Genomic DNA, 12,303 nt, shown 5'->3' with positions numbered 1-12,303 from the left:
TCCCAGGCAAAATCGCCCTTTCCCCGTGGGCAGGCAGAACACGGCCCCCGGGTGTGCACCCGGGGGCGGTCGGTCAGCTGTTGGTGTTGGTGTCGGTGTTGGTGATGTAGATCAGGCGGACACGGGGACGCTACCCAGAGTTGATCTCCGGGAATCCGGTGTCTGCGGAGTGAAACGGCAGGGCAGTGAGGTGAGGACGCGATAGATGGGGCCTGGCTGGTACGTCAGAGTGGCAGCCGGGACGGTGAGTTCGATGTCCGGCAGCCTGCCCATCAGCCGCTCGATGGCCGCGACCGACACCACGAACACGATGTCCTCGGCGGGGCAGGAGTGCGGACCGGCCGCGAAGGCGAGGTGTGCCTTGTGGTCGGAGCGCTGCTCGTCGGTCACCTGACCGGTGTGGGGGCAGGTGTTGACCGCCGCGTAGGAGACCATGACGGGTTCTCCGGCCTCGATGGCGCGCCCGTGGAACGTGACGGCGCGCCGTGCGCGGTGGAGGCTGTACATGGCCAGCGGCGGGTCCGCCCAGAGCACCTCGTCGATGGCGTGCCTGATGGGCAGACTCCCGGTGGTGAGAGTGCCCCGGTACCGCTGGTCGGAGAGGATCTGCGCGAGGGTGTTGGCGATCAGGCCCGCCAGCGTGCCGTAGGCCGCGCCCTGAGTGATCAGTACCTGGTTGATCACCTCCTCCGGGCTGAGCTTGTGCGGGTGGTCGATGAACCAGGAGGTGAGGTCGCGGCCGCGCCGCGCGCTCTTCATGGCGTAGAGGCCGCCCAGATAGGCGGTGAGGGCCTGCTCGCCCGCCTCCTTGGCCTGTGGGACCGTACTCATCAGCGCCTCGATCGCCGACATGAGCTGGTCCGCGCCCTCGTCCGGCATGCCGAACAAAGTGTTCAGGACCATGAGCGGCAGCCTACGGGCGTACTGGGCGACCAGGTCCGCCCGTCCCACATGGGCGAACTCGTCCAGAAGGATGCCTGCGTGACGCCGCGTCACGTCCCGCAGGTACTGGGGGTCGAGGAGCGCGAAACTGTCGGTGATGACCTTCCGCAGATGCGCATGTTCCTCGCCGTCGGCGAAGAACAGGCTGGGCCGCCACTGCAAGGGCTCCTTGACCGGACTGTTCGCCGGCACCGTCGTGTCCCAGCCCCGGGTGTCCTTGGTCCAGGTGCCGGGGTCCTGCAACAGGTCGAGAGCGGCCCGGTAGTCGGTGACCACCCACACGACGACGCCAGGATCGATCTCGGCGCGGCCCACCGGCCCCTGCGCTCGCAGCAGTTGGTAGCTGCGCTGAGGGTCGGCGGCATGCTCCGGTCCGTACAGCGGAACAGCGTTGGGAGCGGTCGTCACAGATTGCCTCCGGCACGGGTTACGAGGTGGGCGGCCAGCGTTCGCAGCGCGTTGAGGCTGGAGTCCCAGTCGCGCGCATCGCAGATGACCAAGGGGGTGTGATCCTCGACATCGAGCTTGCCGCGCAGGGTTTCCTCGTCATAACTGGGGGATTCTGGGAATTGGTTCACAGCTACGGCGTAGTCCAGGCCGGTCTCCTCTATGAGGTCCATGACCTCGAAGGAGTCGGCCAGTCTCCGGGTGTCCACGATGACGAGTGCGCCCAGGGCACCACGGGCGTAGTCGCTCCACAGGGGCTTGAACCGCCGCTGCCCGGGCGTGCCGAACAGGTACAGGACGATTCGCCCCTGGGCGATGGTGAGACGGCCGAAGTCGATGGCCACCGTGGTGGTCTTCTTGTCCGCGACCGCAAGCTCGTCGACATGGGCCGCCGCGTCGGTCATGACCTCCTCGGTGTGGAGGCTCGGAATCTCCGACAGGGTGCGGATCATCGTGGTCTTACCGATACCGAACGGCCCGGCCACTAGGATCTTCACCCGTTCGTGGTTCGAGTCCGGCAGGTAGACCGGCGCACTAGAGGGCGAGGAGCCCATGCATAACCTCCTCCAGGAGGGCCCTGCTGGGCCGTCCGGCGTGAGCGGTGGGAGCAAGGGCGTCCGGAAGCGGCGCAGCGGCACGCAGGTGACCGTCGGACACCAGCTGCGCGGCGAGCATCTTCACCACGCCGATCGGAAGACGCAGATAGCCCGCGATCTCCATCACGGTCAGCCCGCCGTCACTGACCAGGTCGAGAAGTCGTTGATGGGCGGGCGTGTGATGGGGCAGCGCGGGTCGGCCCGTGGCGGTTAACGCCGTCAGGTCTTCGAACGTGCTGTGCTCGGGAGCGCTGATGCCTCCGGTGGCCAGGTAACTGGGGACCAGTCGTCGCGCCGGGCCCGGGCTCATGAGGACGGGCCATGGGAACGCGTGGGTACGGACATCAGCGCCTCGCCGAGGTTCTTCGCCTGCCGCGCGAGGGTGTGCGCGACGATGTTCATCGGCACATCGGTGCCGAAGGAAGCGGCGATGAACGCGTTGGCTCCGCCGGCTGGCATGACCATAAGCGTCCCAGAGGCGTCGAGTTGGACCGTGATGGTGGAGATCGGAGTCTCCTCGGGGGCCTCGAGCGAGACGACGGCCGCCGCGCGCGCGGCGCCGTGCAGGGCGGACACCATGGCCGCCATACCTTCGGAGTCATCGCGGCCGAGGCTGCCCGAGGCTCCGACGACGATGCCGTCGGCGGAAAGGATCAGAGCATGCCGGACGCCGATCTCGATGATCGGGCCCAGGACCCAGGACGGGTCGGGGATCTGCTCGCTGAGAGTTGACTGGGTCAAGACTTGTCCTTGTTCTCAGAGTCGGTTGCGTCACGTCCGGCGGCAACAGCCTGCTCGAAGTCACCCCATGCGGCGCCAGCCGCATCCGGGTCCACTGGTCGAGCCGTACGGGTCAGAGAGCGGCCACGGGAGGATCCGCTCCGGCGGCGGCGCTGGGGCAGCCCGCTGGCGTCACGTAGAGACGGCGCGCTGACGTCACGCAATCCCTCCCCGGGCTCCACGGCGGCAGGAGGTACGGGCTTGCGCGGCGCCGGGGCCGGCAGGGCGGCCATCGCCGACGGCGGCTCCGCCTGCTCATCGATGGTGGTCAGCAGATGCTTCGGAACCGCCAGCACGGCACGGACCCCGCCATAGGGGGAGACCTGATCGACGGACACGTGGAAGCCGTGGTCGGCGACCAGCTGTCCGATAGCCGCGAAACCCAGAGCCGGAGGGTCGCCCAGCTCAGTGAGCAGCAGCTTGCCGGCGTTCTCGCCGGTCACCAGCCGGGTGCCGCGCGCGACGGACTCGCGGGTCATACCCTTGCCGGCGTCGTCGATCTGGATGCACACGTTGCCGTTGTCCGTCTGCAGAAGGGTGACCTCCACCGCCAAGTCACCCCGTGAGGACTCCAGCGCGTTCGCCATCAGCTCGGCGCAGGCCACCGCCACCGGTTCTGCGGCCCGGCCGACAATGCCCACCCCGCCGGCCAGCAGTTTGGTGTGGACCTGGATCCGCTCGAATCCGTTCAGACGCGACGTGGCTCCCGCGACGACGTCCGGGAGGTGGGTGTCCGGCCGGACCAGGCCGGGCCACGAACCACTCACGATGGCTGCTTTCTGCACCAGCCGGAGGACCTGTTCGTTGAGCTGGTCGATACGAAAATACTCCCTGACGACCTCCGGGTCGCGGCAGTCGCGCTGCAGCTCGTCGATGAGCGTCTGCAGCCGGAAGCTCTGGGCCTGGATGGCCGTGCAGGCGCCGCGCAGTGCCGCCCGGGCGGCGGAGTCGATACGGTCGCGCTCACCGATCAGTGTCTCCACGAACAGGTCGTGCGCCGCCTGGGCCTGTGCCGCGAAGTCGCTGTTGTCGTTCAACAGGCCGTCGGGCACGGGATGGTGATCACTGATCAAGTGCAGAGCAGCGGCGGGCAGCCGACTGTTCACCAGGTGGCGCAGTTCTTCGAACTGCGCCCTCTCGCGGGCCCGGAGGGTTGCCAACGCCTCATTCTGTTCCGCGATTTGCCGGGTTAGCGCCGCACAGCGACGCGACAGGACCGCGCGAGATCTGGCCAGAGCCACTGCGGCGACGGCGCCCGCCGCGGTTGTCGCACCCAGCACCGCAAGGGCAGCTTCGGGATTCGATGTCACGGATAGGGGGTCCTTGGAGGTCAGAGCCAGGCCCCGGCCGGCATCGGGCGATTCAGCGGAAGCTCACGCCCGACAGGCAGACCTGGCGATGTGGGTAAGGGAGAGGCGCGCACGTCTGCAGGCCACCGCGTGGGACGGCCTGCTTCCCGGAACTCCGCGCTCCCAGGAGTCCGTCCCGCTGCAGGTTCGCGCCGAGAAACGGAACACGGCCACGCCAGGCACACTGGGAACCAAGGGAAGCAGGGCATTTCGCTCCGGTCGACAACGAGCAGCTGATCCGGCATGTTACTCATAAGATGATCAGGGTGTGGCGTCTTCATGCCGCGCCCACAATGCAGACCGCAAGGGCAACCTGGCCGTCGAGGGCGGATCGGTGCGGCCATGCTCGGCCAGGAGGGACCGGACTGAGCCCGGATCCACCGGCTTGATTTCCGGTTGATCGTTTCGGCGTCGTGCAGGCCGTGTCGGAGCTGAGTTGCGGATTCGGGCATGGAGTGGCCGCTGGTCTGCCCAGCTCTTCCACTTTGTCCACAGGTCTCGGGCCCTTTCGGGCAGGCCGGTAAGGGAGCGTCAGCGGGCCGGCGGTGCATGCACCGTGCTGAACAGCTGGGTGAAGTCCTCGCTCCAGGGCCAGCGTTCGGGCAGGTGCAGAGTGAGGCGGCGGGCAGAGCGGGCCAGGCGGGCGGGCACGTTGATCAGGTGGTCACGGATCGTGGCGGTGACGGCTCTCGCGTGGAACGTTCCGGCCAGGGTGCCGGCGGCGCGGGTCAGATTGTGGGCCAGGGCCAGTTGGGCGACGGTGATGTGGTCGACCGCCGTGTTCGATCCCGCGTTGCCCGGTCTGAGCAGGGCCGCGACCGGTTCACCCGTGCCGCCCGGTCCGTGGTCGACGAACCCCATCAGCGGGTGGTGGCCGTAGGTTCGCTTCCACGTGGGTGCGGCGTCCTCCTTGTCCGAGTGCGCGATCACCAGCACCCCGTCGAGGTCCACGGTCACCGTCCCGCCCGCATCAGGCGCTTCCCGGCCGGCCAACCGCCAGACATGTTGGCGGACTTCAGCCCGCGCGGCACGGATGGCCCGCAGGGCCTTCTCCCCGGAGGCTGCGAGGACGTCGATGAGGCGGGAGACCGTCGGGTCGGAGGCGACCGGCCCGAACACGGCCGGCTCGGCCCGCAGCACCTCGACATCCGCGAGGCAGTCCCCGCCCAGCGCGACCGCCAGGGCCACGTCCAGCAGGATCTTGCCCGGATCGTGCACCGCCCGAGCCTTCCGCCACGGCGTCAGCGCCGCTGATATCGCGGTGTTCAAGCCGGCCTTGCGGACGGTCTCGACCAGCAGCACGCCCCCGGCCTGCGAGACCCCCGCCCGGCCGTCGCCCTCGATGCGGACACGGGGGTACGACCCGATACGCTTCTTCACCTGGAGAGTGCTTCTTTCCATGCAGCCAACAGGACCCTAGACAAGTCCCATCGTTGCAGGTCAGGAGCACTCTCCGCTTATTTGATCAAGCATCGGACACCCCACCTCGTGAAAGCGCGAGGTTAGCGTCTTGTTCTGACAGTGACCTCCGGCCGCCGTCGGCCAACCGCACTTCCCCTGCTTCCACTCACCCACGGTCTCTCCCCTCCCCGTTGGTCCGCTTCGCGTCCAGGCATCCAGCGTGTGGCACGTAGCCAGCACAGGGCAGGGCGCACGGTCGGCGGCGTCAGGCGATGCAGGCGCACGCGGGTCAGTACGTCGGGAGCGTTCTTCTGGGTGCACGCTTTCCAAGTGTGCTCATGTCCCTCGGAGGGCTGTACGGAGCCGTTCACATGCGTCTATGCGGGCTCACCGCCTTAAAGCTTGCCCTGCGCCGGTACTCATCCGGACGGGGCGGTACGCCTGCGAATGAGACCAGAACTGAGACCAGGGCCAGGGTTGGCTTTGTCCGGTTGTTGAAAATCGAACACACGCGGCGGAGTGCTTTGACCTGCGGTGCCCCGGAACCAAGGAGAGCACGCCGGGCGTCCTTTTGATCACTGCTTCGTGGCAGGCCCGCGAAGCGCTACTCGCCTCACGACAAGGAGAGCCGTCCATGACAAACGACGCACGCGGCCAGTCTGACGACCTGCATCCCCAGGCACCCTGGTGGTGGGGCATCGGCCCGGTGGGAGCCGTCATCCTTGTCATCGTCGGGATCGCCTGGACGTTGTGGCTTTTTCTCGGGTCGTCCGGCGCTGCGGACAACTCGACGGTCGGCTACGGGGCGAGCAAGGTCATCTCCATCGGCCTTGTGCTCGGGGGCACCGTCGTACTGGAGCGGTTTCGCAGTCGCACTTCGCGGGCGCAGGAGACAAAGGACCAAGAGAACGGTTGAGGGGCGAAACCTTCTGATCCGTAGCTCTATGTGGGCCGGTCGGTGACGGTCATACAGGCCGCTTCATGGCCCCTCGGAGGCACTACTGGTCGAGGCTGGTTGGTGCGGTTGCTGTACTTCCTTGCTGTACAGCTTGCTTCGCCGCCGCGTTCTGGGCATGAGCCCAGGGCTGATGCGTTCTCAGGTTTCAAGATCGAGTAGTTGGAGTGCGTGGTCGGTCCGTGACCGGTAGTGGTCGGTGGCGGCGGCGATGTTCGTCCAGCCGGCCTGGCGGATGAGGCCGATGGCGAGGTTGCGGAAGGTCGCCATCGCGCGGGGCGCGGTTCCGGTGCGGACGCGGGAGGTGTCCTCGGCGAAGGTCACGTCCCGCACGTGGTGCAGGGCCTCGACCTGCCAGTGCCCACGGATCAGCTCGGCGAGCTGGGACGCGGTGGCCTGCTCGGGGGTGAGGCTGGTGACCGCGTAGATCGTCTTGATGGTGGTCTTTGAGGTCGTGCGGTTCGTGCGACGGCGCTTGACCTCGATGGCCTGGACGGCGTGCGGAAAGAGCAGGCCCGGCCGGACTGTGCAGACTTTGAGGCGGCGTATCTCGCCTCGCCCGTGCGCCCGTTCGCGGGTGCGGTGCTGAAGCGGGACCTCGTGCCAGGGCAGTCGCCGTAGCCGGCGGCGGAGCTTTTTCTGGTTGCCCTTGACGACGAGGATGTAGTGGGCGCCCCGGGTGTCGGCGTACACGTGAACGTCCCCACCCGCGTACGGATGAACGCGGCCAGTTCCTGATGCGCTGAGGGGTACTGCTCGGCACTCTGCTGCTTGGTCGGTGTAGGCGGCGGAGGGGCGGTCGACGGTGGTCTTGGATCCGCATCGCTGGCTGGAACTACGGCGTTTCCGCGGCCTGTTGGAGTCCGGGGCGATGAGCCTGTCGGAGATCGCCAGGGAGACGGGGCTGGACCGCAAGACGGTCCGCAAGTACCTCTCGGCGCCGGGCCCAGCGACCCCGCCGCGCCGGTCGGCGAACGGACGGTCCCTGGCAAGAAAGATCGACGAGTTCGCGCCGCTGATCGACTCGATGCTGCGGGCCGAGGTCCTGATGAAGGCATCGGTGATCCACGAGCGGCTGGCCGCTGAGTACGGGTTCACCGGCAACTACCAGCGCGTCAAGCTCTATGTCCAGGAAGCCCGCCCCAGGATCGCCGAGGAACTCGGCATCACCCCGAAGGAGCTGGCGGGCATGCACCGCCGCTTCGAGGTCATCCCCGGCGCCCAGGCCCAGGTGGACTGGGGCGACGAGGGCAAGATCCTCGCCCACCTGGGCATCGCGAAGGTCTACTCCTTCCACATGACCTTGTCGTACTCCCGCGACCCGTTCTGCTGCTTCACCACCGGCCAGGACCTGCAGACCTTCTTCGACTGCCACCGCCGGGCCTTCGCCCACTACGGCGGGGTGCCGATGACGATCGTCTACGACCGCACCAAGACCGTCGTGCGCCGGCACGTCGCCCCGGGCGAGGCGGTCCCGCTGCATCCGGAGGCGGTCGGCTTCGCCGGCCACTACGACTTCGACATCGACGTGCTGGCCGCCTACCGCCCCACCGGCAAGGGTCGCGTCGAACGCCAGGTCCTGATCGTCCGCGACCACGTCCTGTCCGGCCGGGCCTTCTCCTCCATCGAGGAGATGGACGCCGCGTTCGCCGCCTGGGTGCCGCAGCGGCGGGCCCAGATCCACAAGACGCACCGGGAGGTCATCGGAGAGCGGGCGATCCGTGACCATGCGGCCCTCAGGCCGCTGCCGCCGACCCCGTATCTGGTGGCCGAGCGGCATCTGCGGCCGGTCGGCAAGGACTGCCTGGTCGCCTTCGGCGGCAACCTCTACTCGGTGCCCGCCCGCCGGGTCCGCCCCCGCCAGCTGGTGGAGATCCGGGCCACGAAATCGCAGGTCATGCTGCATGCCACCATCGCGGACGCCGGCGGCGAAACGCTGCTGGCCATCCACCCGCGGGCGATCGGCCGCGGGGCCCGCGTCGTCGAAGAGGCCCACTGGGACGGCCTGCCCACCGGCAAGGGGCGCCGCACCACCACCGGCGACGTCCCACCCCCGCCCCGCCACGAGCGTCCTCTGGGCGAGGAGACGGGACCCTTGCAGGCCCTGCTGAACCGGGCCGCGGCCACTCGCATCGAGGTCGGCCGCCGGCCGCTGTCGGTCTATGACGAGCTGACCGGCACCCGCCCCTTCACCACCCGTCCGAGCACGAGGGAAACGTCTTGAGCGAGCTGGTCTCCACCCGCATCCGCACCACGGCCGGCAAGCTTGGCCTGCCCCACCTGGCCGAAACGATCAACGAGTACACCCGGCGGGCCGACGAAGGGAAGATGGGCTACCTCGACTTCCTCGACCTGGTGCTGTCCGAGGAACTGGCCGTCCGTGACGACCGCCGCTTCCGCCAGGGCCTGCGGCTCTCCCGGCTGCCGCACCACAAGACGCTGGATGAGTACGACTTCTCCTTCCAGCCTGACCTCGACCCGCGCAAGGTCAAGGACCTGGCCACCCTCTCGTTCGTCGACGGCAAGGCGAACGCCGCCCTGCTCGGGCCGCCCGGGGTCGGCAAGACGCACATCGCCGTCGCTCTGGCGGTCGCGGCCTGCCGGGCCGGCTACTCGATCTACTTCACCAGCCTCGACGACATGGTCCGCAACCTCAAAGCAGCCGAGGCCGCAGGCCGGTTGGCCAGCAAACTCGGCACCTACCTGCGGCCCAGCGTCCTTGTCGTCGATGAGGTCGGCTACCAGCCCCTCGAACGTGCCGAGGCGAACCTGGTCTTCCAGGTCATCTCCAAGCGTTACGAGAAGGGCTCGATCATCCTGACCTCGAACAAGACCTTCAGCGAGTGGGGCCAGGTCTTCGGCGACGAGGTCCTCGCCACCGCGATCCTCGACCGCCTTCTGCACCACTGCGAAGTGATCGCCATCAATGGCCCCAGCTACCGGCTCAAGAACCGCCTCAAGGCCATCGAGCGAGAGACCGACGTGGCCTGACAGCTGGGGACGTTCGTCTGTACGCACCTGGGGAGAAAAGTCCGTACGCCGACACCTGCGGCAGGTATGGGTCCAGCAGTACTGGCACGACGCATCTGGCCAACTGTGCTGGCGGCAGGCGAAGTCGACCCGCGACCGGGCCAGCCGCAGGGCGGTGGAGCAGAGGAACACCGGCAAGACCTCGGCGGCCGGGCGGCCGGATGCTGATTCCGCACGGGTGCCGTGGTCGACGATGGAGATCGTCACCCCGCATGATCCCGAGGCCCGTTACAGCCAGAAGGTCACCGCGGCCGGCCAACGTGACTGGATCGGCTATCGCGACCACCAGACCGAGACCTGCGATGAGACCGGCCCCAACGTCATCGTCCAGGTGGTCACCCGCCCGGCGCCACAGCAGGACATCGACGCCCTCGACGACATCCACCAACAGCTGACCCGCCAGGGCTTCCGGCCCGTCGAGCACGTGGTCGACGGCGGCTACGTCACCCCGGACAGCATCCACCAAGCGGCCACGAAGTGGAACATCGCCGTGCTCGGACCGGTCCGCGACGACCCGCAGGCCGCCCAGCGGCCGGGCTTCACGAAGGAGGACTTCCGCATCGACTGGGACAACCGCACCCTCACTTGCCCGAACGGCATCACCAGCCCGCCCTGGAAACCCACCCTGGGCGACGGACATCCCCGGCTGTCCGTCCTCTTTCCGCGCAAGGCATGCCGGGAATGCGACGACCGCCTGAAGTGCACCGGCAACGTCGACGGCAAGGGGCGCCACATCTTCCTGCTGCCAGAACCTCAGCAGAAGATCCAGACGCAGGTCCGGAAAGACCAGAAGACCGGCACCTGGCAGCGACGCTACGCCATCCGCGCGGGCTGCGAGGCGACCGTCTCCGAGACCGTCCACGCTCACGGCCTGCGGCACTGCCGCTACCGCGGCCTGGCGAAGACGCACGTCCAACACGTCCTCACGGCCGCCGGAACCAACATCATCCGCCTCAGCGAATGCTTCCCACCCGGCACCACACCAGCTTCTCCGCCCCGACCGCCCGGCCACTTCCAGCGACTCTGCCAAAGACTGACGTCCTAGAGATCACCAACAGCATCACCGTATGTGAGACAGAGCCGCTCGTTTGACAGACCCGCGGGCCGCGGGCGGCTGTGGCGGGCGGAGCCTGGCCGCCTTGGCCACGCGCAGCAGGAGTGCACGGTTGCCCGGCGCGGTGAGCAGTTCCTGGTCCTGCTCCGGATACGAGTCGGGAGAAGCAGGCCGCGGCCCGCAGGAAGACGCCCGCCCAGGGCGGTGCGGGGTAGGCGGCGCAGCCGTCGGTGTAGCGGGCGCGGTCGTGCAGGGCGAGCGTGGCCGCGTCGTCGTAGTCGCGGGGGTGTGCGGTAGTGAGTTGCTGGAGGGACACACCGGTGAACAGTGCGGCGGCAACGGTCGCCACCAGGCGAGTGCGGCGCCACCGCCTCCAGCTTCGTCCGCACCGGGCCGATCAACTCATCGCAACGCCCCCCACCACATCAACGACCCGACGACCCGGAAGCAACCCGTAGAAAATCGACGGCTCCGAAGGGTGAAGAGGGCGAAGGAGAAATGCACGTTTCACGCCTTTTGTTCTTTTCGATCGGATTTGCCATGTGCTGGGGGACGTCACGGGGCGGGCCGGTGTCGTCGAGCAGAAGATGCTCGGTGATCCTCACTCACCGACCGTGGTGGCTCTTCGGCGGGGCCGGCGAACCATGATCTCGACCCGGGCGAACACCGCGACCAATACGAGGAGGACGACCATGGGGGCCAGCAGCCAGAACCAGCGTTGCGCCCACCAGTGGGCGGTCGGCTCGGTCAGGAGCGTGTGGCCCAGACGTTCGTAGATCCACAACGCGATGAGGTAGGCGGTCATGTGCCACAGGAACACGGTGATCGCCACCAGGTTGAGTGCCACCACAGGCTTCCACACCCGGGGGCGGCGCAGGAGGCGCGCCGCGGTCGGCGTGATCAGCGCCAGCAGTCCCAGCTGGAAGACGGCGAGCGCCGCGACGGCCGCGTTGGTAGGGAAGATGTTCGACTCGGCGTCGCCGACCGTCCCGACCATTGAGCGGGGGTAACCGGCGAACACCGTCAGCACGACCAGGGTCAGCAGGCCGGCCCCGGTGACCGCCAGCCGCTGGGCCGACGGCCCTCGGCCGAGCTGCCAGGTGCGCCAGGCGTAGCCGAGCTGGTGGCAGAACAGCCACACCAGCGCGAGGGTCACCCATTCGGCCCAGGCCAGCCCGACGCCGCGGCCGAGCACGCTGCCCGCGGCAATCAGCCCTGCGAGCGCGGCTAGGGTGCCGGCGCCATGGCGGACATGCAGGGTCGCCGTCACCGGCACGGTGACGATCAACAGGCTGTACACGCCGAGGAACCACAAGGGCGTCAGGTAACCAGGGAACCACTGCCACATCCAGCGGTGGGGTCCTGGCAGAGTCGCGGCGATCAGCTCGCCGACCAGCCACATCCCCGCCCATACGGCGGTGGGCACCGACAGCCTGCGGAGCCGGTCGGCGACGAACCGTCCGGCAGGATCCTTGTTCGCCTGCGTGCGTTGCCAGCCGGCCAGGTTCGCGTAGCCGCCGACCAGAAAGAACACCGGCATGATCTGCAGTACCCAGGTGGCCAGCCACCCGCCGGGAACGGCATCGATCGGGTTGGGCATGACGAGGTCGCCGTCAGCGGTGCGATGGGTGACCGACAGCGTCCAGTGCCACAGGGTGACGACCACGATGCTGAGCGCTCGGGCGGCGTCGACGACACGGTCCCGGGTTTCCGGTGTGGCGCTCACCAACCGGTCCAACGCCCCAGGGG

At 68.2% G+C, this 12,303-nt stretch carries 11 protein-coding genes and 1 pseudogene; 4 read left to right on the top strand and 8 right to left on the bottom strand.

The window, feature by feature from the left end; all coding sequences use genetic code 11:
• Positions 1 to 111 precede the first annotated feature (111 nt).
• From DIZ27_RS33940 to DIZ27_RS33915, 6 genes and pseudogenes are all read right to left on the bottom strand, one after another.
• Positions 112 to 1,350, bottom strand: a complete 1,239-nt coding sequence (locus DIZ27_RS33940) for a cytochrome P450 (protein WP_109382250.1) — start codon at positions 1,348 to 1,350, stop codon at positions 112 to 114.
• Positions 1,347 to 1,943, bottom strand: coding sequence for an ATP/GTP-binding protein (locus DIZ27_RS33935; protein ID WP_109382249.1), 597 nt, complete (start codon positions 1,941 to 1,943; stop codon positions 1,347 to 1,349). The genes DIZ27_RS33940 and DIZ27_RS33935 overlap by 4 nt, the downstream gene beginning before the upstream one ends.
• Positions 1,924 to 2,295 carry a DUF742 domain-containing protein gene (locus tag DIZ27_RS33930; protein ID WP_109382248.1) on the bottom strand — a complete coding sequence of 124 codons (372 nt, stop codon included), beginning with the start codon at positions 2,293 to 2,295 and terminating at the stop codon, positions 1,924 to 1,926. The genes DIZ27_RS33935 and DIZ27_RS33930 overlap by 20 nt, the downstream gene beginning before the upstream one ends.
• A complete protein-coding gene (locus DIZ27_RS33925) occupies positions 2,292 to 2,726 on the bottom strand; it encodes a roadblock/LC7 domain-containing protein (RefSeq protein WP_109382247.1) in 435 nt (144 codons plus the stop codon). Before DIZ27_RS33925 ends, DIZ27_RS33930 begins: the two co-directional genes overlap by 4 nt.
• Positions 2,723 to 4,075, bottom strand: coding sequence for an ATP-binding protein (locus tag DIZ27_RS33920; protein WP_181383820.1), 1,353 nt, complete (start codon positions 4,073 to 4,075; stop codon positions 2,723 to 2,725). The genes DIZ27_RS33925 and DIZ27_RS33920 overlap by 4 nt, the downstream gene beginning before the upstream one ends.
• Positions 4,076 to 4,852: 777 nt before the next feature.
• Positions 4,853 to 5,494 (bottom strand): annotated as a pseudogene (locus DIZ27_RS33915) (transposase); the annotation flags it as partial.
• A gap of 655 nt (positions 5,495 to 6,149) precedes the next feature.
• On the opposite strand from DIZ27_RS33915, the gene DIZ27_RS33910 reads away from it, so the two are divergent.
• Positions 6,150 to 6,431 (top strand): hypothetical protein, encoded by a 282-nt coding sequence (locus tag DIZ27_RS33910; RefSeq protein ID WP_109382245.1) that lies wholly within the window; start codon positions 6,150 to 6,152, stop codon positions 6,429 to 6,431.
• 180 nt (positions 6,432 to 6,611) lie between these two features.
• Here DIZ27_RS33910 and DIZ27_RS33905 read toward each other — a convergent pair whose 3' ends face one another.
• Positions 6,612 to 7,385 carry an ISAs1 family transposase gene (locus tag DIZ27_RS33905; RefSeq protein ID WP_146229044.1) on the bottom strand — a complete coding sequence of 258 codons (774 nt, stop codon included), beginning with the start codon at positions 7,383 to 7,385 and terminating at the stop codon, positions 6,612 to 6,614.
• On the opposite strand from DIZ27_RS33905, the gene istA reads away from it, so the two are divergent.
• From istA to DIZ27_RS33890, 3 genes are all read left to right on the top strand, one after another.
• Positions 7,276 to 8,694, top strand: a complete 1,419-nt coding sequence (istA, locus tag DIZ27_RS33900; protein ID WP_109382244.1) for an IS21 family transposase — start codon at positions 7,276 to 7,278, stop codon at positions 8,692 to 8,694. The two genes, DIZ27_RS33905 and istA, sit on opposite strands and share 110 nt — an antisense overlap.
• The gene (gene istB, locus DIZ27_RS33895; protein ID WP_109382243.1) at positions 8,691 to 9,461 is read left to right on the top strand and encodes an IS21-like element helper ATPase IstB; all 771 of its coding nucleotides are present in this window, start codon (positions 8,691 to 8,693) and stop codon (positions 9,459 to 9,461) included. The genes istA and istB overlap by 4 nt, the downstream gene beginning before the upstream one ends.
• A 154-nt stretch (positions 9,462 to 9,615) precedes the next feature.
• Positions 9,616 to 10,545, top strand: a complete 930-nt coding sequence (locus tag DIZ27_RS33890) for a transposase (RefSeq protein WP_181383818.1) — start codon at positions 9,616 to 9,618, stop codon at positions 10,543 to 10,545.
• Positions 10,546 to 11,155: 610 nt separating this feature from the next.
• On the opposite strand, the gene DIZ27_RS33880 is transcribed toward DIZ27_RS33890, so the two are convergent.
• The gene (locus DIZ27_RS33880) at positions 11,156 to 12,280 is read right to left on the bottom strand and encodes an acyltransferase (RefSeq protein ID WP_109382282.1); all 1,125 of its coding nucleotides are present in this window, start codon (positions 12,278 to 12,280) and stop codon (positions 11,156 to 11,158) included.
• Between the last annotated feature and the right edge of the window lie 23 nt (positions 12,281 to 12,303).

The sequence above is a fragment of the Streptomyces sp. NWU339 genome (assembly GCF_003143855.1).
GTDB lineage: Bacteria > Actinomycetota > Actinomycetes > Streptomycetales > Streptomycetaceae > Streptomyces.
This window is presented reverse-complemented; position numbering and strand designations above follow the sequence as displayed.